Origin of the sequence: Devosia sp. (assembly GCF_039927955.1) — a bacterium.
Taxonomy (GTDB): Bacteria; Pseudomonadota; Alphaproteobacteria; order Rhizobiales; family Devosiaceae; genus Devosia.
Genome location: NZ_JBDSUA010000004.1, coordinates 91,675 through 118,115 on the forward strand (window position 1 = coordinate 91,675; position 26,441 = coordinate 118,115).

At 61.5% G+C, this 26,441-nt stretch carries 21 protein-coding genes; 5 read left to right on the plus strand and 16 right to left on the minus strand.

Going from position 1 to position 26,441, the window contains the following annotated elements:
* Positions 1–111: 111 nt before the first annotated feature.
* The 8 genes from aroA to ABIT12_RS01675 all read right to left on the minus strand — a co-directional run bounded on the left by aroA (position 112) and on the right by ABIT12_RS01675 (position 8,650).
* Entirely contained in the window at positions 112–1,386 is a 1,275-nt protein-coding gene (aroA, locus tag ABIT12_RS01640; protein WP_348041746.1) for a 3-phosphoshikimate 1-carboxyvinyltransferase, read from the minus strand.
* Between the two features lie 256 nt (positions 1,387–1,642).
* On the minus strand, positions 1,643–2,023 hold the full coding sequence (locus ABIT12_RS01645; RefSeq protein WP_348041748.1) for an iron-sulfur cluster assembly accessory protein: 381 nt from the start codon (positions 2,021–2,023) through the stop codon (positions 1,643–1,645).
* A 53-nt stretch (positions 2,024–2,076) separates the two neighbouring features.
* Entirely contained in the window at positions 2,077–2,496 is a 420-nt protein-coding gene (locus ABIT12_RS01650) for an SUF system Fe-S cluster assembly protein (protein WP_348041750.1), read from the minus strand.
* A gap of 14 nt (positions 2,497–2,510) precedes the next feature.
* On the minus strand, positions 2,511–3,731 hold the full coding sequence (locus tag ABIT12_RS01655) for a cysteine desulfurase (protein WP_348041752.1): 1,221 nt from the start codon (positions 3,729–3,731) through the stop codon (positions 2,511–2,513).
* 164 nt (positions 3,732–3,895) lie between these two features.
* Positions 3,896–5,110 carry a Fe-S cluster assembly protein SufD gene (gene sufD, locus ABIT12_RS01660; RefSeq protein ID WP_348041754.1) on the minus strand — a complete coding sequence of 405 codons (1,215 nt, stop codon included), beginning with the start codon at positions 5,108–5,110 and terminating at the stop codon, positions 3,896–3,898.
* Positions 5,110–5,859, minus strand: coding sequence for a Fe-S cluster assembly ATPase SufC (sufC, locus tag ABIT12_RS01665; protein ID WP_348041802.1), 750 nt, complete (start codon positions 5,857–5,859; stop codon positions 5,110–5,112). The genes sufD and sufC overlap by 1 nt, the downstream gene beginning before the upstream one ends.
* 85 nt (positions 5,860–5,944) lie before the next feature.
* Entirely contained in the window at positions 5,945–7,447 is a 1,503-nt protein-coding gene (gene sufB / locus ABIT12_RS01670) for a Fe-S cluster assembly protein SufB (RefSeq protein ID WP_407065569.1), read from the minus strand.
* Between the two features lie 57 nt (positions 7,448–7,504).
* The gene (locus ABIT12_RS01675; RefSeq protein ID WP_348041756.1) at positions 7,505–8,650 is read right to left on the minus strand and encodes an aminotransferase class V-fold PLP-dependent enzyme; all 1,146 of its coding nucleotides are present in this window, start codon (positions 8,648–8,650) and stop codon (positions 7,505–7,507) included.
* 276 nt (positions 8,651–8,926) lie between these two features.
* Here ABIT12_RS01675 and ABIT12_RS01680 point away from each other — a divergent pair, with 276 nt between their 5' ends.
* Together ABIT12_RS01680 and tyrS are read left to right on the plus strand one after the other, a co-directional pair.
* Positions 8,927–9,589, plus strand: coding sequence for an alpha/beta hydrolase (locus ABIT12_RS01680; RefSeq protein ID WP_348041758.1), 663 nt, complete (start codon positions 8,927–8,929; stop codon positions 9,587–9,589).
* 83 nt (positions 9,590–9,672) lie between these two features.
* Positions 9,673–10,923 (plus strand): tyrosine--tRNA ligase, encoded by a 1,251-nt coding sequence (gene tyrS, locus ABIT12_RS01685; protein WP_348041760.1) that lies wholly within the window; start codon positions 9,673–9,675, stop codon positions 10,921–10,923.
* A gap of 8 nt (positions 10,924–10,931) precedes the next feature.
* Here tyrS and ABIT12_RS01690 read toward each other — a convergent pair whose 3' ends face one another.
* Genes ABIT12_RS01690 through ABIT12_RS01700 form a run of 3 tightly spaced genes read right to left on the minus strand, consistent with a single transcriptional unit; the run spans position 10,932 to position 15,085 of the window.
* Entirely contained in the window at positions 10,932–11,234 is a 303-nt protein-coding gene (locus ABIT12_RS01690; RefSeq protein ID WP_348041762.1) for a type II toxin-antitoxin system RelE/ParE family toxin, read from the minus strand.
* On the minus strand, positions 11,231–11,536 hold the full coding sequence (locus ABIT12_RS01695) for a type II toxin-antitoxin system ParD family antitoxin (protein ID WP_348041764.1): 306 nt from the start codon (positions 11,534–11,536) through the stop codon (positions 11,231–11,233). Before ABIT12_RS01695 ends, ABIT12_RS01690 begins: the two co-directional genes overlap by 4 nt.
* Before the next feature lie 54 nt (positions 11,537–11,590).
* A complete protein-coding gene (locus tag ABIT12_RS01700; RefSeq protein ID WP_348041766.1) occupies positions 11,591–15,085 on the minus strand; it encodes an AsmA-like C-terminal domain-containing protein in 3,495 nt (1,164 codons plus the stop codon).
* Positions 15,086–15,290: 205 nt separating this feature from the next.
* On the opposite strand from ABIT12_RS01700, the gene ABIT12_RS01705 reads away from it, so the two are divergent.
* Positions 15,291–15,770: a peroxiredoxin gene (locus tag ABIT12_RS01705; RefSeq protein WP_348041768.1), complete on the plus strand. Its 480-nt coding sequence runs from the start codon at positions 15,291–15,293 to the stop codon at positions 15,768–15,770.
* A 91-nt stretch (positions 15,771–15,861) separates the two neighbouring features.
* Positions 15,862–17,034, plus strand: a complete 1,173-nt coding sequence (locus ABIT12_RS01710; protein ID WP_348041770.1) for a M23 family metallopeptidase — start codon at positions 15,862–15,864, stop codon at positions 17,032–17,034.
* Positions 17,035–17,255: 221 nt separating this feature from the next.
* Here ABIT12_RS01710 and prfB read toward each other — a convergent pair.
* The 5 genes from prfB to ABIT12_RS01735 form a co-directional block, all read right to left on the minus strand.
* A protein-coding gene (gene prfB / locus ABIT12_RS01715) for a peptide chain release factor 2 (RefSeq protein WP_348041772.1) occupies positions 17,256–18,378 on the minus strand; the annotation gives its coding sequence in 2 pieces (ribosomal slippage) (positions 17,256–18,308 and positions 18,310–18,378; 1,122 coding nt in all).
* Positions 18,379–18,476: 98 nt separating this feature from the next.
* Entirely contained in the window at positions 18,477–18,698 is a 222-nt protein-coding gene (locus tag ABIT12_RS01720) for a hypothetical protein (RefSeq protein ID WP_348041774.1), read from the minus strand.
* Between the two features lie 9 nt (positions 18,699–18,707).
* A complete protein-coding gene (locus ABIT12_RS01725; protein WP_348041776.1) occupies positions 18,708–19,217 on the minus strand; it encodes a peptide deformylase in 510 nt (169 codons plus the stop codon).
* Positions 19,217–21,664 carry a penicillin-binding protein 1A gene (locus ABIT12_RS01730; protein WP_348041778.1) on the minus strand — a complete coding sequence of 816 codons (2,448 nt, stop codon included), beginning with the start codon at positions 21,662–21,664 and terminating at the stop codon, positions 19,217–19,219. Before ABIT12_RS01730 ends, ABIT12_RS01725 begins: the two co-directional genes overlap by 1 nt.
* Positions 21,665–21,857: 193 nt before the next feature.
* Positions 21,858–23,051: an N-acetylmuramoyl-L-alanine amidase gene (locus ABIT12_RS01735; RefSeq protein ID WP_348041780.1), complete on the minus strand. Its 1,194-nt coding sequence runs from the start codon at positions 23,049–23,051 to the stop codon at positions 21,858–21,860.
* 654 nt (positions 23,052–23,705) lie between these two features.
* On the opposite strand from ABIT12_RS01735, the gene ABIT12_RS01740 reads away from it, so the two are divergent.
* Positions 23,706–26,375 carry a ribonuclease E/G gene (locus ABIT12_RS01740; protein WP_348041782.1) on the plus strand — a complete coding sequence of 890 codons (2,670 nt, stop codon included), beginning with the start codon at positions 23,706–23,708 and terminating at the stop codon, positions 26,373–26,375.
* The last annotated feature ends 66 nt before the right edge of the window (positions 26,376–26,441 follow it).

Here is a 26,441-nt window from a genome sequence, read left to right on the forward strand (position 1 = left end):
CAGCAGAATTTCAGGGTGAGGGGTTGTTGTCTCCGCATACGCTGACCGAGGAAGCGACTCCTCATCCGCCCTTCGGGCACCTTCTCCCTCAAGGGGAGAAGGGAGATAGAGCTACGTCGCCGCTTCCAGTTTCACGCCCAGCCCAGCCAGCATGTCCCAGTAGGCCGGATAGGTCTTGCCGGTGCATGCAGGGTCCAGAACGATGATCCCGCCGATCTTCAACCCCGCCAGCGCAAAGCTCATGGCAATGCGGTGGTCCGAATAGGTCTCGATCCTGGTTCGCGCATTGCGCTGGGCCGCGTGCATCAGCGCCGGATCGGCATTGACCACCAGGTCATCGCCCTCTTCGCGCGCCAGTCCCGGCTGGATGCGGTTCAACTCTGTCGACAGCGCATTGATCCGGTCGCATTCCTTGACCCGCAGATTGGCGATGCCAACAAACCGCACCGGTTGGTTGTTGAACGCTGCCAGTACCGCAATCGTCGGCACCGCGTCCTGCATCTGCGAGCCGTCGATCACCGCCTGCATATTGGGAAACTGCGCGATCACGGCCTGCGCCAGGGCGTCTGGCTGCGTAAACGCATCTGCAGCCACGCCCAGGTCGATATCGCCGCCAGTGAGCGCCGCTGCGGCCCACAGATAGGTCGCCGCAGACGCATCTGGCTCTACCAGCAGGTCGGCGGCCTTGTACCCTGTCGGCTGCACCAGCCAGGTACCATCGGCGGTCTGTTCAACCCGCGCGCCAAAACTGCGCATCGCCGCCAGCGTCAGGTCGACATAGCCCCGCGCCCCGATCTCGCTGCCGGTCAACGCCACCTCGATCGGCCCATCGCCCAGTGGCGCCGCCATCAGCAGCGCTGAAACATATTGGCTGGACAGACCACCATCGATCTCCACGCGCCCCCGCCCAAAGCTGCCATTGCCGCGCACCGTGATCGGCGGGCACCCGGTCTCGGCCACAATATCGACGCCCAGCGACGCAATAGCGGTTACCAGCGGCCCAATCGGCCGCACCCGCATATGATCGTCGCCATCGACAACCACCGTGCCATCGACCGTCGCCACCGCTGCCGTCAAAAACCGCACCGCCGTGCCGGCATTGCCCAGAAACAGTGGCCCGCTTGGCGCCGCCAACCGCCCGGAACTGGTCACCACAAAACTGGTGTCATCCGGCTCCTCAACCGTCACACCCATCTGCTGCAGGGCAGCAGCCATCAGCGCCGTATCCTTGCTCTTGAGCGCCCCGGTCAGCCGGCTGGTGCCATTAGCCAATGCCGCCAGCAGCAGCGCCCGATTGGTGATGGATTTGGAGCCCGGGGGCGAAACGCGCCCGACAAGCGGATGATCAACTGGGGTGATAGCAAGGGCGGGCGGAAGCTGTGACATGGCGCCGTGTTAGGACATCAACGGGAGCGATGCAACACCACGCCCTCTTCCTTCTCCCCTTGAGGGAGAAGGTGCCCGAAGGGCGGATGAGGGGTATCTGCTCTTTGAAATGCGCAGCCCGAACGCAGCACCCCTCACCCACCGCGTTCCCTTGGGCTTGACCCGAGGGCCGCTCTCAAAACGGCGTGCGCTGCTGGTGGCCCTCGGGTCAAGCCCGAGGGAACAACAGAGATATTTGCGAAATAAATAGAAAGTATCAGACGTGAACCCGAGCCTCGGCGATCGCTTTTAAATCCGCCGGCTTGAGCTGCACGCTCTCGCCGCAGCCGCATTCGCCGGTCTGGTTCGGGTTCTTGAAGGTAAAGCCCGAGCTCATCTTGGATTGTTCGAAATCCATCACCGTGCCGAGCAGGAACATGGTGGCCTTGGGCTCGACATAGACATCGAGGCCCTTGTCCTGCACATGGTCGTCGCCCTTCACCGGCTCGCTCACATAGTCCATCGTATAGGCCATGCCGGCGCAGCCCGCATTCTTGACGCCGACGCGTACGCCAACCACCGGTTTGTCGGAATCCTCGATGATCTCACGGATCCGTTCCGCGGCAGCCTCGCTCAGGGACATGATCTTGAAAGCCATCGTCAAACCTCGTCTATCGGTGATTTACGATATATAGCGTAGCGCGGTGGAAATTACCACCAGTTCAACGCCACCTGGGCTTCTTCGCTCATGCGGGTTGCGTCCCATGGCGGATCAAACACCATGTTGACGGTCACGTCCTGAATGCCTTCGACCGCACGCGCGGCGTTTTCCACCCAGCCCGGCATTTCGCCAGCCACCGGGCAACCCGGCGCAGTCAGCGTCATGTCGATCGACAGGTTATGGTCATCGTCCAGATCGACCTTGTAGATCAGCCCCAGCTCGTAGATATCGACCGGAATTTCTGGGTCATAAACCGTCTTCAGCGCCCCGATCAGGTCCGAGGTAATCCGCGACACCTCATCTTCAGGCAGGTTGCCGGTATGGCCGGGCGTAATCCGGGGCGGCTCCGGCAGGCGTGGCGCGGGCGCAATATCGGCTTCGTTGACAATGATTTCAGGTTCGTCGGTCATGTGGCCCTCGCGTCTTACGCGAAAAATTTCTGGGCGCGCTCGATGCCATCCACCAGCGCGTCGATATCGTCTTTGCCGTTATATAGGGCGAGCGACGCCCGGCAGGTAGAGCTTACACCAAATCGTTTCAGCAAGGGCTGCGCACAATGCGTCCCTGCCCTTACGGCAATGCCGTACCGATCCAGAATCGTCGAAACATCGTGCGCATGGGCGCCCTTGATCTCGAACGAGAATATCCCGCCCTTGCCCGCCGCCGTACCGATCATCCGCAGCGAATTGATCCGGCTCAGCCTTTCGGTCGCATAGGCCGCAACGTCAGCCTCATGCGCCGCGATATTTTCGCGCCCAAGGTCGTCCATATATTTCAACGCCGCGCCCAGCCCGATCGCCTGCACGATCGGCGGCGTGCCGGCTTCGAACCGGTGTGGCGGCTCGTTATAGGTCACGGTCTCGAGCGTCACCGTCTCGATCATCTCGCCGCCGCCCTGATAGGGCTGCATCTCGGCCAGCAGATCATACTTGCCGTAAAGAATGCCGATGCCGGTCGGCCCATACAGCTTGTGCCCGGTCGCCACATAGAAATCGACATCCAGCGCCTGCACATCCACCGTCTCATGCACCGCGCCCTGCGATCCATCGATCAGCACCGGAATGCCGCGCGCATGCGCGATCTCGATAATCTGCGCAATTGGCGTCACCGTGCCGAGCACGTTCGACATATGCGTCACCGCCACCATCCTGGTGCGCGGCGTCAGCGTCTTCTCGAACGCGTCGATATCGAACGAGCCATCGTCGCGCACATCAACAAACTTCAGCACCGCGCCCTTGCGCTCGCGGTGAAAATGCCACGGCACGATATTGGAGTGATGCTCCATGATCGTGGTGACGATCTCGTCGCCCTCGGAAATTCGCGGCCCGGCAAACGACGACGCCACCAGATTGATCGCCTCGGTCGCCGAGCGGGTAAAAATGATCTCTTCGGGCCGACCGGCGTTCAAAAACTTGCGTACCGCCTCGCGACCGCCTTCATAAGCCTCGGTCGCCCGATTGGCCAACGTGTGCAGTCCGCGATGCACGTTGGCGTATTCATGCCGGAACGCATAATCCATCCGGTCCAGCACCTGCACCGGCTTCTGCGCCGACGCGCCAGAATCCAGATACACCAGCCGATGCCCATGAATCTGCTCCGCCAGGATCGGAAAATCGGCACGGACTTTGTCGAGGTCGAAGGTCATTTTCTTACTCTTCCAGTCTCGTCGTCAGGCACTGGAGTGCGCTGAGATTCATGCCAGGCCGAGTCGAAAATGGTGACGTTCCAGAACCGGAGCGGAGCGTACTTGAGTACGTGAGCACCGGAAGCGGAGAACGCCGCCATTTGCAGGCCGGCATGGCGTGAAGATCAGCGTGCGCCCAGAAGCCACCCATCGACAACCGCCGTCAGCGCTTCGTTCAAAGCCGCGTCCTCGATCGGGTCGAGCACTGCCTCAAGAAACCCGCGTACCAGCATGGTCTCGGCCTCCGCCTTCGGAATACCGCGGCTCATCAGATAGAACAACGAATCCGCATCCAGTTCGCCGCAGGTCGAGCCATGCCCGCACACCACGTCATCGGCATAGATTTCGAGCTCGGGCTTGCTGAGGATTTCCGCCTCGTCCGACAGCATCAGCCCCTGCATCATCATTTTGGCGTCGGTCTTCTGCGCATCGCGCGACACCACGATCCGCCCCTGGAACACTGCCTTGGAGCGGCCACGGGCGATCTGCTTGAACATTTCCTGGCTGGTGGTGTTGGCCACCGCATGGTTCACGTCGAGCGTGAAATCCAGATGCTGGCCATTATCCACCAGGTTCAGCCCGGTAAAATCGCCATGCGCGCCTTCGCCCACGAACTTGGCAAAAATCTGTGTCCGCGCCAATGAGGCACCGGCATGGATCGCCAGCGTCCGCACCTTGGCGCCTTCACCGATCTGGTACTCGTTGGTGGCAAAATGCGTCGCGCCGCTGGCCGAAAGATCGACGGTGATATGGGTCAGCGTGGCATTCTTGCCCACGGCGATATAGCTGCCATGATTGCTCAGATGCGCCGCGTCCGAACCAGAATAGGTTTCAAGGATCGTCACCGAAGCGTCGTCCGCCACGAAAATCTTCGCCGAACTGGCCGAATGCGCCGCGTCACCTTCCGAACGCCGATCGATCTGGAGCACCGGATCAACCGAGCCTTCCAGGTTCAGCGTCAGGCTCTGCTTGGCCAGGGCCGTATTGAGCCGCACCAGCACATCCTCGCGGCCCGATAGCGCCGAACCATCGGCCACCCCAACGATTACGCCGGCCGGCGCCGTCGCCGAATGCTGCAGCACGCCATTGGCAATCATCAACTGATGCGCGCCAGCCACCCGCAATGCCGGCGCGCTGGCCGAATTGGCCGCACTAGCCAAAGGCGGCACCGCCTTCAGCAGCATCTTGAGATCGGTATAGTGGTACGCCTCGACCCGCCGCGTTGGCAGGCCGATCACGCTGATCCGCTCGGCATTGGCCGCATCGCCGACCGAGGTCAGTTGTGCAATCAGCGTTTCTTCAACGGCATTGAGCCGCACCGGCATTTTGGGCTTGAGCATTATGCGGGCTCGCTGTCGAAGTCGGCATAGCCCTTGGCTTCGAGCTGCAAGGCCAGCGACTTGTCGCCGCTTTCCACGATCCTGCCGTCCGAGAACACATGCACCACGTCGGGCACGATATGGTTCAGCAGCCGCTGATAGTGCGTAATCACCAGCATCGAGCGGCCAGCCGAACGCAACGCGTTGACGCCCTTGCTCACCACCTGCAGCGCATCGATATCGAGCCCGCTGTCGGTTTCGTCCAGAATGCACATCTTGGGCTGCAACAGCGCCATCTGCAAAACCTCGGCGCGCTTCTTTTCGCCGCCGGAGAAGCCAACATTGAGCGGACGCTTCAGCATATCGGTATCAATGTTCAGCGCCGACCCAGCTTCCTTCACTGCGCGCATGAAATCGGGCGTCGTCATCTCCGCCTCGCCGCGCGCCTTGCGCTGGCCGTTCATTGCCGCCTTGAGAAAGGTCATGGTGGCAACGCCCGGAATCTCGATCGGGTATTGAAATGCCAGGAACAGTCCGGCCGCAGCGCGCTCATAAGGCTCCATCGACAACAGATCGACGCCATCGAGCAGCACTTCGCCCTCGGTGACCTCATAATCTTCCTTGCCGGCGAGCACATAGCTCAGCGTCGATTTGCCAGAACCGTTGCGGCCCATCACGGCATGCACTTCGCCTGCCGGAATGGTGAGGTTCACCCCCTTGAGAATTTCACGGTCGTCGATCCGCGCATGCAGGTTACGGATTTCAAGAATTGGCGTGGTCATTATCGTCTCCAGTTTTCTGGCGTCGCATCGATGCGCCAACCAGCAGTTATTGCTTTTCGGTGGACAGCGCGGGCTAGCCCACACTCCCCTCAAGCGAGATCGAGATCAGCTTCTGCGTCTCGACCATGAATTCCATCGGCAGATGCTGGAGCACGTCGCGCACGAAGCCGTTGACGATCAAAGCGACCGCCTCTTCTTCGTTCAGCCCGCGCTGGGCGCAATAAAACATCTGATCGTCCGAAATCTTGGACGTCGTGGCTTCATGCTCGAACACCGCCGTGGCGTTGCGGCTTTCGATATAGGGCACGGTATGGGCCCCGCACTTGTCGCCGATCAGCAAAGAGTCACACTGGGTGAAATTACGCGCGCCCTTGGCCTTGGCATGGGCGGAAACCTGCCCGCGATAGGTATTATCCGAAAACCCCGCAGCAATACCCTTGGCGATGATCCGGCTGGAGGTGTTCTTGCCCAGATGGATCATCTTGGTGCCGCTGTCGACCTGCTGGTAGCCGTTCGAAATGGCGATGGAGTAAAACTCCCCGCGCGAATTGTCGCCGCGCAGGATGCAGCTCGGATATTTCCAGGTAATCGCCGAACCGGTTTCCACCTGTGTCCACGAAATCTTGGAATTATCGCCGCGGCAATCGCCACGCTTGGTGACGAAATTATAGATGCCGCCCTTGCCGTCCTTGTCGCCCGGATACCAGTTCTGCACGGTCGAGTACTTGATCTCGGCGTTTTCCATGGCAACCAATTCAACCACGGCCGCATGCAGCTGGCTCTCATCGCGCATCGGCGCGGTGCAGCCTTCCAGGTAGCTCACATAGCTGTCGGCTTCGGCGATGATCAGCGTGCGCTCGAACTGGCCGGTCTTTTTCTCGTTGATGCGGAAATAAGTCGAAAGCTCCATCGGGCAGCGCACGCCCTTGGGGATGTAAACGAACGAGCCATCGGTAAACACGGCGCTGTTCAGCGTCGCATAATAGTTGTCAGAGACCGGCACCACCGATGCCAGATATTTCCGCACCAGGTCCGAGTGCTCGCGGATCGCCTCGGAGATCGAGCAGAAAATGATCCCGACCTTGGCCAGCTCCGCACGGAACGTGGTGACCACCGAAACCGAATCCATCACTGCATCGACGGCGACATTGGGTCGCTCGACACCGGCAAGGATTTCGCGCTCTTTCAGCGGAATGCCCAGCTTGTCATACATGGCCAGCAGTTCGGGATCGACTTCGTCCAGGCTGGTCGGCGCCGGCGTCGATTTGGGCGCGGCGTAAAAGTACATGTCCTGGAAATCGAGCTGCGGATAATGCACCTTGGCCCAGGTCGGCTCGTCCATGGTCAGCCAGCGCTGATAGGCTTCCAGCCGCCAGTCCAGCATCCACTGTGGCTCATTCTTCTTGGCTGAAATGAACCGCACGATATCTTCGCTCAGGCCCTTGGGGGCCATGTCGGATTCGATGTCTGACGAGAACCCGTACTTGTACTTGTCGACGTCAAGCGCCAGCACCGATTCAACCGTCTCGCGGTCGATGTTCTCTTTGAGCGTCGGTATATCGTAATCAACGGCCATCATCGTCTCCATAACCACCGGCGCTTCAAGGACGCCTTAGGCTTCTAATCTTGTCGTTTAAGCAGCGCGGCTGCGTTGTCGGGTCAGAACGGTCTCAAACCCCGTCAAAAATGCATTCACATCGCCAGCGGTCGAATTCCAGCCCAGGCTCACGCGCAGCGCGCAATCCGCCAGTTCCGGGCTCACGCCCATTGCCGCCAGCACATGGCTGCGACCAACTTTACCCGACGAACAAGCCGAACCCGATGACACCGAAATGCCCAGCAGGTCCAGGCCCATCATCGCCACCGCATTGGTCAGTTCCGGCACTGCGAAATTGACCACATTGCCGATCCGCTCGGCGGCTTCGCCAAAAATCACTGCGTTGGGCGCCAGCGCCCGCAAACCGCCTTCTAGCTGCGCCACCAACGCGCCGATATTGGCCCGCTGATAGCGCTGCGAGAAATCCGCCGCCGCCGCGCCAAACGCCGCGATCTGTGCCGCAGCCTCGGTGCCGCCACGCCGCCCCTGCTCCTGCCCGCCACCGGGGATCAGCCGAACCGTGTCGGCATGGCTCTTCATCAGCAATGCGCCAATGCCCGCCGTCGCGCCGATCTTGTGCCCACTGATCGCCATCATATCGGGAGCCGAAGCGGCAAATTCCAGTTCCTGCTTGCCCAGCGACTGCACCGCATCGACAAACAGATAGTGTTTCGTCGGCCCAACCAGCGCCGATACGGCGGCCATCGGCTGCACCACTCCGGTTTCGTTGTTCACCGAATGCACCGCCACCAGCGCGATCTCGCCTGCCGCATCAGCCGCCGCAACCGCCGCTGCCAATTGCGCCACCTCGATCACGCCATTGGCGTCCAGCCCGATCACCGTCACCGGCAAACCAGTCGATTCGGAGGCCTTGGTCACTGCCGAATGCTCACCCGCGGTGGTGATGATCCGGCTGACCTTGAAGGTCCGGCTGCCGGCAACGATCGCCTGGGTGATCGCTTCGCTCGCCGAGCTGGTGAACACCACCTGGTTGCGCTCGGCGCCCGCCAGCTTGGCCACCTGGTCGCGCCCGGTTTCCATGGCATTGCGCAGCAAACGGCCATGGCCATGCACCGAAGATGGGTTACCCGTCAGATTGAGCGCGGTAAAAAGCACCGCACGCGCTTCGGGCAGAAGCGGGGACGCGGCATTATGATCGAGATAGATCGCCGGTCGGGCCATTGTCGGGCATCCTGGCGCTTGCACGCCGCTCAAAACGCCCAAGCGGCGCTCGCATCGGCGCCAAGGGCGAAACTTCTTGAATTCCAAGGCCCAACTTCATTACAAGGGGCCACTCATCGGGCCGCATTGCGGCCGAAAACCTGTTTCGAACAATTCTAAACTGGTTTTTCGACCCATGTTTTAGGGAGCGGGGCGCGCTTAGTCAAGCCGCATCGCCGCACTTCAGGGTCCCGGAAAACCACACCAACAGAGCCGTATCGGCCCCGGAAGAAGCACATGCCAGAAGTCATTTTCAATGGTCCAGAAGGCCGGCTCGAAGGCCGCTACCAGCCCGGTAAAGAGCCCAACGCGCCGATCGCCATTGTGCTGCATCCGCACCCCGAATTCGGCGGCACCATGAACAACCAGATTGTCTACAATCTGTTCTACATGTTCGCCCAGCGCGGCTTCGCGGTGCTCCGCTTCAACTCGCGCGGCGTTGGCCGCAGCCAGGGCATGTTCGATCATGGCATTGGCGAACTCTCCGATGCCGCCGCGGCGCTTGATTGGCTGCAGGTCATCAACCGCGAAAGCCGCGGCTGCTGGATCGCCGGTTTCTCGTTCGGCGCCTGGATCGGCATGCAGCTGTTGATGCGCCGCCCCGAAGTCGAAGGCTTCATCTCGGTGGCGCCGCCGGAAAACCTCTACGATTTCTCGTTCCTCGCCCCCTGCCCGTCGTCGGGCCTGATCATCCATGGCGACAAGGACCGCGTGGCGCCGCCCGCCTCGGTCCAGAAGCTGGTCGACAAGCTCAAGACCCAGAAGGGTATCAATATCGAGCAGCAGATCGTGGAAGGCGCCAACCACTTCTTCGAAGGCAAGATCGACGAATTGACCGAACGTAGCGCCGACTATCTCGACCGCCGCCGGATCGAAATTTCCGAAGGCAAGGGCCGCTAAGGTCAATCGACCCGACCCGACGGTGTCATTCCCGCGCAAGCGGGAATGACACCGTGAACAGCCGACCATCACACGAGACGACCATGTCCAAATTCAAGTCCGATTTCCTGCGCGTCCTCGACGAGCGCGGCTTCATCCACCAGATTTCCGATCCGGAAGGACTGGATGCCCGCGCTCTCAAGGGCACGATCACCGGCTATGTTGGCTACGACGCCACCGCGACCTCGATCCATATCGGCAACCTGATCACGGTCACGCTGCTCTACTGGCTCCAGGAAACCGGCCACAAGGCGATCAGCCTGATGGGTGGCGGCACTTCCATGGTCGGCGATCCCTCGGGCCGCACTGATCAGCGCAATCTGCTGACCGTCGAGCAGATCCAGACCAATATCGACTCGATCCAGCGGGTCTACGCCAATATCCTGAACTATGGCGGCTCCAACCCGGCCATCATGGTCAACAATGCCGACTGGCTGCTCAAGCTCAACTATGTCGAATTCCTGCGCGATGTCGGCCGTCATTTCTCGGTCAACCGCATGCTCAGCTTCGACTCGGTCAAGCTGCGCCTCGACCGCGAACAGTCGCTGAGCTTCCTTGAATTCAACTATATGATCATGCAGGGCTACGATTTCACCGAACTCAACCGGCGCCACGGCACCGTGTTGCAGATGGGCGGATCGGACCAGTGGGGCAACATCATCAATGGTGTCGACCTCAACCACCGCATGGGCGGCGAACAGCTTTACGCCCTGACCACGCCGCTGCTGACCAAGTCCTCCGGCGAAAAGATGGGCAAATCGGCCTCCGGCGCCGTCTGGCTCAATGGCGACCTGTTTTCGCCCTATGACTTCTGGCAGTACTTCCGCAACACCGAAGACGCCGACGTTGAAAAGTGGCTGAAGATTTTCACCCGCCTGCCGCTCGACGAAATCGCCCGTCTGGTTGCCCTTGGCGGCACCGAGATCAACGAAGCCAAAAAAATCCTCGCCACCGAAGTCACCGCCATCGTCCACGGCCGCGCCGCCGCCGATCAGGCAGCGGCAACGGCAGCGGCGACGTTTGAAACTGGCAAGCTCGACCTGTCACTATTCACAAAAGAAGTGTCGTACGGCGATCTTGCGGCCGGCATGGGTTTGCAGATGGCCCTCAGTCTCGCTGGCCTTGCATCGTCATATGGCGACGCGCGCCGAAACATCGAAGCGGGCGCTGTCCGGGTCAACGACGTAATCGTTACCGATCCAAAGGCGCAAATTTCAGTCGATGACCTCCTCGCCGAGGACGTCATCAAGCTCTCGGTAGGCAAAAAGAAACACGCGCTGATCAAGCCGGTCTAGGGATCGGCCTAATCCCCGTCCTCTTGCTCTAACGTCCGACCGCCGTGAAGAATCCGCAACACATGGACCTCGTTGTCATCCACCACAAAAGCGACTGATGTGTTGGGCAAAATTCCGATGACGCGAAGCCCTGTTTTCGCATTCCTGATCGTGCCGCGTTGTGCCCCGTATTCGAGCGTCGACAGGCGCTTTTGCACCCGACCAATATAGTTTCGAGCAACCGAAACTGAGATTTCGCGGGCTAGGTATTCAACGAGAGACTGCAGGTCGCGCTTCGCCGAACCGAGGAGAATGACCGAGCGCTTCTTCATTCCGCAGCTTTACGACCTGCAGAATCCTTTTTGGTTTCGATTTCATCGATGACCCGGTGAAGTTCGTCGAAAACTTCATCTGCGGAATAGGTCTCTTCAAGGCCAGCTTTCCAGCGATCATATGTCGGGGCAACTTCGCGTTGAAGCCAGCGTTCAATCTCGGTTTCCCGATCTTGCAACATCCGCAACCCTTCGCGAATTACTTCGCTGCCCGATGCGTGCCCGCCCCTCGAAACCAGCCTATCGATAAAGTCCGATTGACCAGCCGTGACGCTAAAAGTACGCTTCCTGACTTTGCTCATATCCGGCCTCCTGAGTACCGCACAATACCACCCAGTATGACCATTGCATACCGCCTATTCCACCCGTGGCTGCTCCTTCGCCCGGAACTCGAACAGCTCCCGGAACGCACCCGGTACCAGGATCGACAGCGGATTGATCCGGAACTCTGGATGGTCCAGCGGCCCCTTGACCTGGAAGGTCACCCCGACCAGGCCCTCGCCATCGCGGCCACCCAGGATCGGGCCCAGCAGCGGGATTTTCTGGAACACGCTGTTGAGCCCGAACAGCGGCACGTAGGTGCCGGTCAGGTCATACTGGCGCTGGTCGGTATAGATGAAGCCGCGCGCCGTGCCACCCACCGATTGCCCGCTGAGGATGGCTTCACTCACCTCGACGCGGTCGGATCGGCGCACGAACTTGACCTCGCCCTTGTCAAAATCCAGCCGGTTCTGCTTGGAGATCGCCGCCCGAGAATCCGAATGATTGCCCAGGATTTGTGCCACATTGGCTTCATCCACAATGGCGAAATTGCGCATCTGCAATTCGCCCACCTGCTGCTTCTGCTCGGTAAAGGTGTTGAGCACCAGGCTCCCCTCCCCGCCCGCCAGTTGCGAGTAAATCCCCAACAGCCGCAGCACCGTGCCGGCATCGTTGAACGCCACCGACATCGTCCGCCCGTCCGGGGTCGGATTGGTGGTGATGGAAATCCCGTTATTGTCGCCAAACTGTGCCGCCAGGCTCGCCTTGCGCAGATCGGAGCCCTTGAGCAGCATGTTTGCCGTCAGGTTGAACGCCGTAGTGGCGTATGACCCTAGCGCCCGGTCGAGCTTTATGTCGAGCGCCAGCGTCTGGTTGAACTGCGTCGCCTCCACCCCGCCCGAACCTTCGCCCAGCCCGAAGAACCGCCGCAACAGCGGCTTCAGATCAAGCTGCGCCCCGCGCACCATCAACCCATATCCGCCAGTGATCGGCACCAGCGAGACCCTGGCGTCGTCGCCGGCGCTCAGCGCAAAACTGCTGAAATCGGCCGATTGCAGACCCTTCTTGGCGTCGTATTTCAGCCCGCCCGCCAGATGCACCGTGCCAAACGCCAGGTCGATCTGGCTCAGTTCGGTGACGTCGCCATCCTGCTTGATCGCCGCGCGGATGATCCCATCCACCCCGGCAGGCTTGCTGATCGCCAGATCCTTGATGGTCAGCGCCGCATCCTTCAGGTCGACCGCCATTTGCAGCGAGCCGTCCGGCATCGGTTGCCCGACAAACCGCACCTTGCCCGACAGGAACTCCGAAGCATCGAACCCGAACGCTGCCAGGTCCTTGATATCCATGCTCGACGCCAGCTTGAACACCGGCTCCCGGTCCGGCGCGCCGTCAATGGACACATCAGCTTTCATGCCGTCGATCGCAGCCGTTCCACCAATCTGGTAACCGGCCTGCGACGCGCTGAAATTGAGCTGTCCGCTGCCAATCCGATGGCCCTGGATCGGCTCGCTGCTAGAGAAGTTCTTTACCGATCCGTTCAGCACATAGTCAAAACTGGCCGGCCGTCCGGACGGCTCGTCGGCCAGCTTGACGGTGGTGACGAGGCCCGCATCCACCGTGCCGGCCAGCGCATTGATATCGAGCGGCACCACTAGTGATTTCAGCACCTCCGGCTGCTGCTCCTTGGCCAGCGCCAGAATCGCCGGGATGGTCCCCGAGACATCGCCCGATACCTCGATGACCCGATCGGTCGGCACCGAATTGTCCATCACCATCGCCGCATTGCTGACCTGGATCGGCCCCTGCGATGTCGGCAACGTCCCGCCATCGGCGGAAATCGTCACATCGGCGTCACGCACCTGCAATCGCGTATCGCCGGTGATCGCAATCGGCATCATTTGAGCGGTCGGGGTGATCGCCACCCCGGTGCCCACCATGTCGATCAGCATCGCGCCCTTGGGGATCGGCTTGTTCTCGTTGCCCACCGCCAATGTCCCCACTGGGAAATTGAACTTCATGGTGGCTTTCTTGACCTCGCCCTCGCGCACATTGGCGACAAACCACGCCCGGCTTTCACCACCTGTCACTGACGGCCAGAGGCGTTTGAGATCGTCGGCGCTGATCCCCTCCCCGGCAATGGTCAGCGCAAAGCCCAGGCCCGCCTGTAGCATGTCCACCCGTCCGGTGGTTTCGATCTTGCCGTCCCCCTTGGTCGCCAGCAGCCGGTCAATGCCCAGCGCCCCGTAAAGCGGCGCCGACCAGCCGGAGAACTCCACGTCGCTGAATGGCGCCGCCGGTGGCGTCATGTCGCCCGGCGTGATCGACAGGTTGGTCGCATGCAATGACATGCCGATGGTCGGACCATAGGCCGCATCCAGCCCCATCGCAAAAATCCCCGAAATCCGCGCCGAGCTCTGGCCGATCTGCAGCGCCGCATCCGCCAGCGTGAACTGGCCTTTGTCCGGCGACCAGGCAATATCCATGATCGAAGTGGCGATCGGGAAATAGTCGTCCTTGATCCGCATATCGAGCCCGGTCATGTCGACCTTGAACGCCCCGCCCGAAAGTTTGCCGGTGCCCGGCGCAAAGTTGACATCAATCGATAGCGCCCCCGCCCCCCGAATGGCGATCAGGCTCGCCGGATCGTCGATGAACGGCAGGAACGAGGCAAAATCGATATTGGTGACATCGGCTTCCAGCCGCACGCCGCCGGCATCGTCCACCGTGCGCGCCACGCTGCCGTCCATGGTCTTGCCGCCCAGCGTTGCCGAGAACACGCCCTGGGTGCTCTTCAGGTCAGCACTCGGCGCAATCGTCAGCGAGATATTTTCAAAGTGGCGAAACAGCCCATAGACGCTGTCGTTCATGTCAATCACGCCATCGCGGATTACCAGCTTGGAAAACCGCCCCTGCGTCGCTTGATCGACAATCTGGGCGATGCCCTGCTCGCTCGCTTCCAGGTTGAAGATCAGCCAGTCATTATCCGAACGCAGCTTGGCCCCGCCCGGCACCGGCAAGGTGCCACGCACCGAAACCCCGCTCGCCGAAATGTCCACCGACGGAAACGCATCGGCGCCCTCCATCACCCGCACTGTCGCCGGGCCGCCATCGGGATCGTTGATCAGCTGAAAGCTGGTGATGCGCGGCCCCAGCAGGTCCTGCACCATCTGGATATGCGGCGCCACCATGGTCACCGTTGCGCCGGGCTGTCCGAACAGCGCCCGCATCGGCGAAAATCCGACTTCGAGCGCCCCCATCTCGATGCGCGCGCCAGTCTTGGTATCTGTCAAAACCACCGGACTGAACTGGATCACCGGCCAGATGCCGCCCTCCAGCGCCAGTGCCATGTCGCCCAGTTGCAGATTGCTGGTGGGTGGCATAGTCGACATCGCCACGGCCCTTGCGGCATTGCTGCCAAACGGCAACTTGACCGGCGTCGCCAGCAATACCAGGTACAACAACACCAGCAGCAGCGCAGGCACGCCCAGCGCCCAGACCGAAATCTTGGCGGCACGACGCAGCGGCGAACGGGGTCGCCCGGGCAGATGCGGCAATGTCATATCCGGCATCGAGGCTACTGCGTTCACTTGCTTCCGGGTCGAGACTTGGTCGTTTTCCCGCTCCATGGACTGTTCAACCTGCGCTCCGCTACACTTTAGAGCAGAGCGAATTGAATTCAGCCTGCGAGAATCGACTGGATTTCGGCTCTAGTGGCCGATGATATCGCCGCAAATATGGCGCATATACCGTTAACACGCAGTGTTGCGGTCTTGTGAACGCGCAGGAGACAGCATGAGCGCACCAGCCGTCGGAGCACCCGCCACCGACTTCACCACGCCCACAGCAGACGGCGGCAGTTTTCGCCTTGCCGACCATCGGGGCCATCCGGTGGTTTTATACTTCTACGCCGAGGACAACAGCGAGGGCTGCACGATCCAGAACCAGGAATTTTCTGCCCTCCTGCCGCAGTTCACCAGGCTCAAGGCTGCCGTCCTCGGCATCAGTCCGGACCCGGCCGACAAGCACCGCAAATTCATCGCCAAACACCAGCTTGGCGTGACGCTGGCCGCCGATATCGACCATGCCGCCATCAAGGCTTTCGATGTCTGGCAACGCAAGAAGCTCTATGGCCGCGAATATGACGGCATCGTGCGCACCAGCTTCATCATCGCGCCAGATGGCACGGTGGCATCCATCCTGCGCGCCACCAGGATCAAGGGTCACGCCGAAAAGGTCCTGGCCGAACTGACGGCGCTCGCTACCAGGTGGTAGGCCGGACCGGCAAATAAGGCTTCTCACCCAAAATTAACCATGCCCGCTTACACTCTGCACACCATACGAAGCTGGCGTGGAGTTGCGTGGCGTGCGGAAACAGTCAGGTTTTGCTCGATCCAATGGCGATACTCTCGCCCCGCCGCAACCTGCCCGCAGCCACGGCATCCGGCCCGCATTGTTTTACTCGATGTTCGCCATTCTGCTGGCCGGCAATGCGCTCACCGCCACCGCTTTCCTGCTCGCCCCCGATATCGCCAGCCTGCTCAGCGGCCAGAATGATCAGGTCGTCAACGCCTACGAAGATCGCATCGACCAGTTGCGCATCGAAGTCGATCGCCTGCATTCGCGAAGCTATGCCCAGGCCGGCGATTTGAACCTGCAATTGCAGGAACTCTCCCAGCAACAGGAATTGCTGGTCGAACAGCACCAATTGGTCAAAGTCCTGGTCGGCAAGGCCCAGGAACTGGGTATCGACGCCGTGGCGCCGGAACCCGCTGCCGCCCCGGTCGCCGCCGACGATCCCGGCATCGACCCGATCATTACCGGCAATGCCGAAGTCGACGCCACCGCCAAGTCGATCAGCGATATGATGGGCGAAACCCGTTACGCCATGTCGGCGATTTCCGAATCGGCCACCGAAAAAACCGACGGCATCGTTGCAGGCTTGGCCGATATCGGCATCAAGGCCGCCTTGCCCACCGATGACGAAGAAGACGGCGTTGGCGGCCCGCTCCTGCCGCCGGTCGATGGTGATCCGGAAAGTTCCTCGCTGATCGCCGACGCCAATTCCGTGATGTCTGCCCTGGTGCGCTACAAGGCCGCGCGCGGCGCCATCGATGCCGCCCCGGTCCACATGCCCATCAGCGGACAGTTCCGCCGCAGCTCCGGCTTCGGCAACCGCACCGATCCATTCACCGGCGGCCGGGCCTTCCATGCCGGCCTCGATTTCGCCGCCCCCTCCGGCTCAACCGTGCTCAGCGCCGGCAGCGGCGTCGTCTCCTTCGTCGGCCAGCGCTCCGGCTACGGCAATGTCGTTGAAATCACCCATAGCAGCGGCATCGTCACCCGCTACGGTCACCTGTCGGCCTTCCTCGCCACCGAAGGTCAGGCCGTCACCACCGGCATGCCGATCGCCAAAGTCGGCTCCACCGGCCGCTCGACCGGCCCCCACCTGCACTTCGAAGTGCGCCGCGACGATAACCCGATCAACCCGGACGTCTATCTCAGCGCCGGCAAGAAGCTGCTGCAGCTGCTGGGGTAAAACCAGCCAGACAGTCAGTCGTCACCCTCGCCGCCCCCTCTTTCTACCCTCGCCCCTTGAGGGAGAGGGACCGCAATTCTGCGTTCAGCAGAATTGCAGGGTGAGGGGTTGTCGCCGCATACGCAGATCTAAGCAAGACACCCCTCGCCCGTCCTTCGGGCACCCTCGGGTCAAGCCGGAGGGTAGGCTCTTCTCCCGCAAGGGGAGAAGGGAAAAGAGACTTACTCCGCCACCACGTCCGTCGCCACACCAACGCGCTGCGCCAACGCCGCTTCCATGAACGGGTCCAATTCCCCATCCAGCACCAGCGCCGGCTGCCCGCTTTCCACGTCGGTGCGCAGGTCCTTGACCATCTGGTAGGGTTGCATCACGTACGAGCGGATCTGGTGACCCCAACCGATATCGGTCTTGCTCGCCGCCTGGGCGTTGGCCGCTTCTTCGCGCTTCTGCAACTCGGCCTCATACATGCGCGATTTCAGCATCGCCATGGCAGTCGCCCGGTTCTTGTGCTGGCTGCGCTCCTGCTGGCAGGCCACGATAATGCCCGTCGGCACGTGCGTAATGCGGATCGCCGAGTCGGTGGTGTTGACGTGCTGCCCGCCGGCGCCCGAAGCACGATAGGTGTCGACCTTCAGATCGGACTCGCGGATTTCGATCTCGATGCTGTCATCCACCACCGGAAACACCCAGACGCTTGAAAAGCTGGTGTGCCGGCGCGCCGCCGAATCGTATGGGCTGATGCGCACCAGCCGGTGTACGCCGCTCTCGGTCTTCAGCCAGCCATACGCATTGTGCCCGCTGACCTTGATCGTCGCCGATTTGATGCCGGCTTCTTCGCCATCGTGCAGTTCGAAGATTTCGACCTTCATCTTCCGCCGTTCCGCCCAGCGCGTATACATGCGCAGCAGGATATTGGCCCAATCCTGGCTCTCGGTGCCGCCGGCACCGGAGTGGATTTCCAGATAACAGTCATTGGCGTCGACTTCGCCCGACAACAGCGTTTCGATCTGCCGCCGCCGCGCCACCTGGCGCAGCTCGAACAGCGCCGCCTCGGCATCCTTGATGATATCGGCGTCGCCTTCGGCTTCACCCAGCTCGATCAGTTCGACATTGTCGGAAATGCCGGTTTCCAGCTCGCGCACGGCCTTGACCGCCACATCGAGTTCGTCGCGCTCGCGCATGGCGGCACGCGCCTTTTCCGGATCGTTCCAGAAATCGGGAGCCTCGGTTTGCGCGTTCAGCGCGTCGAGACGGATCTGTGCAGTATCCCAGTCAAAGATGCCTCCTCAGCAGGGTCAACACCTGCTCGATTCCGGCCACGGCTTTTTCGACTTCCGTACGCAATTGGCATGTTCCTTAAAACGATGCGCCTGCTGTAAACGACGACGCCGGTGGGATCAACCCACCGGCGTTTCGCGCTGCTGCTTGCAATTTTCGGCTGGTCAGAACGCGTCCCAATCCTGCTTCAGCGCGGCATTGCCGGAACGGGGATAGGATTTGGCGGTGGCCTTCATGCGCGACAAATTTTCAGCAGGTGCCTTGCGCACGGCAGGCCGGCGCGCTTCGGCCACCGGCTGGATCCCGCCATCGACCACGAACACCGCCACGATCGGCGCATTCACCGCCGACTTGCGCCCGGTAATGTCGGTGGCGATCTTGACCACCCCAGGTTTTCAGCCGCGCGAGAGCGTTGAACGGCCAGTTTTGCTAAATTTCCGCAGCGCGGCGTCCCGTTTTAGACGCGACAGCAGGCTGAGGAAGAATACGCCGTTCATCTGGTCGATTTCGTGCAGCGCACAACGGGCCTGAAATCCATCCAGGCGCACGATCTGCCGCTGCCCATCTGCGTCGTCAAAGGCTATCTCGGCCCAGATCGGCCGCGCGATCTGCACCTCGACGCCGGGCAATGAGACCGAGGCTTCGCGTCCCATTTGCACCGCATCCGCCACGTCCAGCACCACGGGATTGTAGTACAGCACATCCTCACGCGCACCGGCAGACGCCAGATTGAGTACGATAACTGGCTCATTCAGCCCGATATGCGCCGCCGCCAGCCCATAGGACCGGGCTTCAAGCTGCGCCGCCAGCAGTTGTGCCCCCGACGCCAACAGCGCCGGATCGACCGACCGTGCCACCGCCCTCAACGCCAGTCCCGGATCGGGATAGCAAACAAAATCCACCACTAGAACAGGCCGCCGCGACCCAGGCTCGGATCCATGAACGTGCCCTGCCCCGGATTTTGCGTCATCTGTTGCTGCTGCTCAACCGATACGAACGAGCCGCCCCCCAGCCCGATCACCGAGGTCTGCAGATTTGGCCCCGTGCCTGGCTTGAACGCCTCCAGAATCGCCGAGTCGCCTTCAACCGCCTGCGTGCCGGTCGATGGATTGATCCAGTCTTCGGTCATTCCCGGCGGCACGTTGAAATCGGTCACCGGCGTGCCCTTCAGCGCGTCCTTCATGAATTCTGTAAAAATCGGGGTCGCAAACGTGCCCCCGGTCACCGAACTGCCCATCGAGCGGGGCGTGTCGTAACCGACATAAATGCCCACTGCCAGCTCCGGCGTAAACCCGATGAACCAGGCGTCCTTGTAGTCATTGGTGGTGCCGGTCTTGCCGGCCACCGGGCGGTTCAGAACCTTCGCCGCAGTACCGGTGCCGCGCTGCACCACGCCCTCCATCATCGAAGTGATCTGGTAGGCGGTCATCGGATCGAGCACCTGCTCGCGCGTATCGGTAATCTCGGGCTCGCCCTGCCCGTCCCATTCCTTGGCGTTGCAGTCGGCACACTGGCGCTGGTCGTGCTTGTAAACCGTCTTGCCGTAGCGATCCTGAATCCGGTCGATCAGCGTCGGCACGATCTTGCGTCCGCCATTGGCAATGGTGGCATAGGCCGAAGTCATCCGCATGTCGGTGGTTTCGCCCGCGCCCAGCGCCATGGCCAGCACCGGCTGCATCTTGTCGTAAACCCCGAACAGGCGGGCATATTCTGCCACCAGCGGCATGCCGATATCCTTGGCCAGCCGCACCGTCATCACGTTACGGCTGCGTTCGATGCCGCGCCGCAGGGTCTGCGGACCGTAAAACTCCTGCGCATAGTTTTCTGGCTTCCAGATGGTGCCGTCGTCCTGGCGGATTTCCACCGGCGCATCCAGCACCACCGAGGCCGGCGTATAGCCATTGTCCAGCGCCGCCGAATAAACGATCGGCTTGAACGAAGAACCCGGCTGCCGCATTGCCTGTGTCGCCCGGTTGAATTCGGATTCGGCGTAGGAGAACCCGCCGACCAGCGCCAGCACGCGCCCCGTACGCGGGTCCATTGCGACCAGCGCGCCCTCGATCTCGGGCACCTGCTCCAGCGTATAGCTGCCCACCTTGCCATCGATCGGAGCGACATAAATCACATCTCCGACTTTAAGAATGCTCTCCAACTTCTTGGAAACCCATTTGATATCGCTGCCGGCTAAAGTCGCCACGGTGCGGTCCGGCACGGAACCGCCATCGACATCGTCGCCCGGCCTGATGCCGATTGTGGCCTCGTTGCCGGTAATGCCCAGCACCACCGCCAATTGCCATTCCGGCACGTCGCTCAGCGGCTTGATCTTGGCAACATCCAGTCCCCAGTCGTCGCCGATCTCGATGCTGGCCACCGGCCCGCGATAGCCCTTGCCGTGATCATAGGTGGTCAAGCCATCCATCAGCGCCTTGCGCGCATAGCCCTGCAGCTTCGGCTCCAGCGTCGTGCGGACCGAGAGCCCGCCACCATACAGCTGGTCCTCACCGTAAAGCTTGGCCAGTTCGCGCCGCACTTCCTCGGTGAAATATTCCGCCGAATACACTTGGCTGCCGGAAGCGCGCGGCACCACGTTGAGCGGCTCTTGCTTGGCGACCGCGGCCTCTTCGGCGGTCGCATAGCCATTCTCGACCATCCGGTCGATCACCCAGTTGCGCCGCTCGATCGCCTGCTGCGTGCGCCGGAATGGATGGTAATTGTTCGGCCCCTTGGGCAGCGCCGCGATATAGGCCACTTCGGCCAGGTCGAGCTGGTACAGCGCCTTGTCGAAATAGTTCAGCGCCGCCGCCGCCACGCCATAAGAATTCAGTCCCAGGAAGATTTCATTGAGATAAAGCTCAAGAATCTTGTCCTTGGAAAACGTCGAATCGATGCGCAGCGCCAGGATGGCTTCCTGGATCTTGCGATCCCAGGTCTGGTCGCTCGACAGCAGGAAATTCTTGGCCACCTGCTGGGTAATGGTCGAGCCGCCACCCTGAATGCCGCCAGTGCCATCGACCTTGGCCATCAGGTTGTCGCGGATCGCGCGCACCACACCATCCACGGCGATACCGCCATGGGTATAGAAATCCTTGTCCTCCGCCGACAGGAAGGCATGGATCAGCATGGGCGGGATGGTTTCGATTGGCTGGAACAGCCGCCGCTCACGCGCGTATTCCGCCAGCAAAGTGCCGTCCGCCGCATGGACGCGCGTGGTCACCGGCGGCTGATAATCCTTGAGCACCGTATAGTCGGGCAATTGTGCGGCAACCGTGGCCAGATACACGGCAGCCACGGCCACGCCGCCCAGCGCCACAAATATCCCAAAGCCGAACAACCAGCCAAGCAAGCGCAGCATGTAGTCTCGTTCTCCTGGTTTCGCGCCGGCCCATAGCCCTGCCCGCAACCATCATTCGACACCGCCGCAAATCACTTTGCGCGCGGATTCTTCCATCGAATCAATAGCAGAGCGGCACCCAAAAGTGGATCACAAGCCCGCGCGACCGGCCCTCTGGCGCGCCTTGTCGCCGCCCGTGACAAAAACGGCACAATTATTCCGCTGGCTTCTGCCCATCGAAATAGGTCGAGATCCCGCGCGCCACCGCCTCCGCCGTCCGGTCCCGCCAATCGCCTTGCTGCAGATTGGCCATGTCGTCGGCATTGGACAAAAATCCAAGCTCGATCAGGATCGACGGCACATCCGGCGCCTGCAGCACGAAGAAGTCCGCCTGCCGCACCGGAAACCGCCGCAGCGCCACGCTCGGCTCCAACTGATGCACGATGTCCTGCGCCGCCGTATAGGACTGCATGCGGGTTTCCCGGCGCATCAGGTCGACCAGGATATCCACCACTTCAGGCGGCGTCTGCGGCATGGCAAAGCCGCCGATCACATCCACCTTGTTCTCGTTCTCCGACAGGATCTTGTCGAGCACGTCGGTGGCGTTCTCGTCGCGCGTATACACGCTGGCGCCGCGAATGTCGGGCTGCTGGAACGTGTCGGCATGGATCGAAATGAACAGGTCCGCCTTGTTCCGGCGCGCCAGCGCCACCCGATCTTCCAGCTTGAGATAGCTGTCATCCTCGCGCGTCAACGCCACATCGAACCGTCCGGACGCCACCAGCAGTTCCTGCAGTTTCAGGCAGAACGCCAGCACGATGTCCTTTTCCTTGATTCCGGCTGGCGTTTCGGCCCCGCTGTCGATCCCGCCATGACCGGGGTCGATCACCACCAATGGCTTGGTCGCCACCGGCAGGTTCGAGCCGCCCGCTGGCGTTGAAACATCGTCGATCTTGGGGGCGACCACGCCGCTGGAATTGATCAGGTCGCTTTTGACCTTGGCGGCAAATTCCTCTGGCGTCGCCGTGATGATATCAACCACCAGCCGCGCCGGCTGGTCCTGAAACGGCGCCAGTACATAGGCCTGCTGCACCTGCGCCGGACCCGACAGCGTCAATTCGGTCCGCACCCGGTCCGGTCCGGCCTGTAACACCTTGTAGGCGGTGACGATGCCAACGCCCGATGTCCTGCCCGGGCCGGTATCGGTCACGCTGGCCGCCCGCACGTCGATCGCCAGCCGGTCCGGACCGTCCAGCGACACCAGCGCAAATTCGGTGCTCCGCTCCAGATCGATCACCAGCCGCGCCCGTTCCGGCGTCGTTGAAACGCGCACTTCCTTGACCGCAGGCAGGCTCGCACCAGCATCCTGCGCCACGGCGCCGGCTGAAAGCACCAACGCCAACAGCATCAAAACAGCAAGTAACGGCGATTTGAACAAGAGCGCTCCGCTCCCCATCTGGTCTGTGAGGCCCATTCACCCGCCACCCTTGGGCTATTCTTTAGGGCGATTCTGCGGCGTCTGCGCTGTTATGCAAATATTCAGCGCAGATGCCAGCAATACGGGGCAGCACAGGGCCGGAAAACCGGCGTTTCCGACTTTCCTGTTGCCAATCTGTTGCAACACCCCTACACGCTAATGGTTGAGGTGCATGCTTTTCGCATATCAGTTTGAGTTGCTTTTAGCGCTCACATCGGGACGAAAAGTGACCGGGCGAAGAGGCTGACACGCTGTCGGCTCCGGTTCAGAAGCGGCAATCCAGCACCTCTATAAGAATTTCGGTCTCTTGCAGGCCGGACGGACGCAGCAGGCCATTTGCCGGCTGCGGCCCAATAGGAAGAGGTCAAATGGCCCACGGACTGGCAGAACGCGACGCGATCGAGACTACCGATTGCCGTTTTGTCACGAACTCCAGTGGTGCCCTGGCCGATATCATCTGCGCTCCCGGCAGTTCCGCCGCTCGCGCTCACCAACCCAAACAATTCGCCTCGCATGGCGCCACGCACAGGACCCCGGCTTGCCGGCGGCCCCTTGTCGGCGCGCGACGGCGCGGAGCACTACTTTATGGCTACCAAGAGAATGCTGGTGGATGCCATCCACCCGGAAGAGACCCGGATTGTCGTCACCGCCGGTAACCGGCTGGAGGAGTTCGATTTTGAATCGGCCCAGCGCCGGCAGTTGCGTGGCAACATCTACCTTGCCAAGGTCACTCGCGTAGAACCCTCGCTACAGGCAGCGTTCGTCGAATATGGCGGCAACCGCCACGGTTTCCTCGCCTTCTCCGAAATCCACCCCGATTATTACCAGATCCCGGTGGCCGACCGCGAAGCCCTGCTGCGCGACGAGGAAGAAGATCATCACGACGAACCCGGCGATGATGAAAACATCTCGCTGCCCGAAGGCGTGACCGAACCCGACGCTGAAACCGACACCCAGGACATGGAAGGCGCCAGCCATATCGAGCAGGCGCCGGCCAATATGGAGCCGGTGGAATCGATCGGTGGTGCCGACGCCCTGGAAGAACTCCCGAAGCGCCGCACCAGCAACAATCGCCGTCACTACAAGATCCAGGAAGTGATCAAGCGCCGCCAGGTCATGCTGGTGCAGGTGGTCAAGGAAGAGCGCGGCAACAAGGGCGCGGCTCTCACCACCTATCTGTCGCTGGCTGGCCGCTATTCGGTGCTGATGCCCAATACCGCCCGTGGCGGCGGCATTTCACGCAAGATCACCAATGCTGCCGATCGCAAGCGCCTCAAGGAAATCACCTCCGATCTCGAGGTGCCACAGGGCATGGGCGTTATCCTGCGCACCGCCGGTGCGTCGCGCACCAAGGCCGAAGTGAAGCGCGATTTCGAATATCTGATGCGCCTTTGGGAAAACGTGCGCTCGCTCACCCTCAAGTCGCAGGCGCCGTGCCTGGTCTATGAGGAAGGCTCGCTGATCAAGCGCACCATCCGCGATCTCTACAACAAGGAGATCGATGAAGTGTTCGTGGCAGGCGAGGACGCCTACCGCGAGGCCAAGGACTTCATGCGCATGATCATGCCGAGCCACGCCAAAAACGTGCAGCTCTACAAGGAAGATCAGCCGCTGTTTTCGAAGTACTCGATCGAAACCCAGCTCGATTCGATGTTCTCGCCGACGGTCACCCTGCCCTCCGGCGGTTACATCGTCATCAACCCGACCGAAGCGCTCGTCTCCATCGACGTCAACTCGGGCCGCTCCACCAAGGAGCACAATATCGAGGACACCGCGCTCCAGACCAATCTGGAAGCCTCCGACGAAGTGGCGCGCCAGTTGCGCCTGCGTGACCTTGCCGGCCTGATCGTCATCGACTTTATCGACATGGTGGAAAACCGCTCCAACCGGGCGGTCGAACGCCGGCTGAAGGATGCGCTCAAGGATGATCGCGCCCGTATCCAGGTGGGCCGCATTAGCCATTTCGGCCTGATGGAAATGAGCCGCCAGCGTATCCGCTTTGGCGTCGTCGAAAGCTCGACCCACAAGTGCCCGATCTGCGATGGCACGGGTCTGGTCCGTTCGGTCGAATCGCTCGCCCTCATGGTCATGCGCCACGTCGAGGATCACGTGCTGCGCCGCGCCGGCCAGTCGATCAATGTGCGCATTCCGGTGGAAGTCGCGCTCTATATCCTCAACTTCAAGCGCGATACCCTGACCGCGCTCGAAGACAAGTACACCCTCTCCATCACCGTCACCGCTGATGGCAAGATGACCGGCAATCAGTTCGCCATCGAAAAGGGCGAAGACCGCGTCATTTCCCATGTCGTCAAGCGCCTCAGCGAACACGTCCGCGTCGATAGCGCCATCATCGAAGACGATGCCGCCGACGATCTGATCGAGAACGACGCCGACGAGGAAGAAGAAGTCGCCGAAGGCGAGGTCAAGGCCGCCGACAGCACCGAAACCGCCGAAGGCGATCCCGCCCGTCGTGGCCGCCGCCGCCGCCGTCGTCGCGGTGGAGCCGAGCGCGGTGACGAAAATGGCGGCCAGCGCCCGCCACAGCAGAACCAGCAGCGCCCTGCCGCTGCAGCAGTAACTGCTGCCCCCGCTGAATCGGTTGATGAAACCGACGACGAGGAAGGCGACGAAACCGAAGTCCCCGGCGTCAATGCCGATGGCACCGAGGAGACGCGCAAGCGCCGCCGGCGCGGTCGTCGTGGCGGCCGTCGCAACCGTCGTGACGATGAAGGCAACGAAGTCCGCCCGGCCCAGACCACCGAAGCAGGCGTGGAAGCCGCTGCCTCCGAAATGGCCACTGACGCAACAGCGCCGCTCCAAGCTCCGGCAGCGACTGAAGACGCTCCGGCGGAAAAGCCCAAACGCGCCCGCCGTGGCCGCAAGCCCGCTGATGCTGAACCGGTGGCCGCTGAAGCAGCACCAGCTGTCGAAGCTGCGCCCGTTGAGACTGTTGAAGCAGAAGTTGAGGCCCCCAAGCGCAAGCCGCGGGCCCGCAAGCCCAAGGCCGAAGCTGCGGAAGCCGCACCGCTCGCCTCTGTCGAAGCCCCGGCGCCAGTGCCCGTCGCTGCGGCTCCAGCCGCAGCAGCCGCAGCAGAACCTGCCGTCGAAAAGCCCAGGCGCGTGAAAAAGGAACTGCCGCCGGAAGGCGTCGTGGTCTCCTCCACCGCAGCCGCCACGCCGGACGCCGAAACTGCCGAAGACCCGGACAAGAAGAAAAAAGGCGGCTGGTGGCAGCGCCGCCTCGGCCTCGGCTAAACCGGTCTGATTTCAAATGCCAAAGGGCGGAAGCAATGCTTCCGCCCTTCTTCGTTTCTATAGATC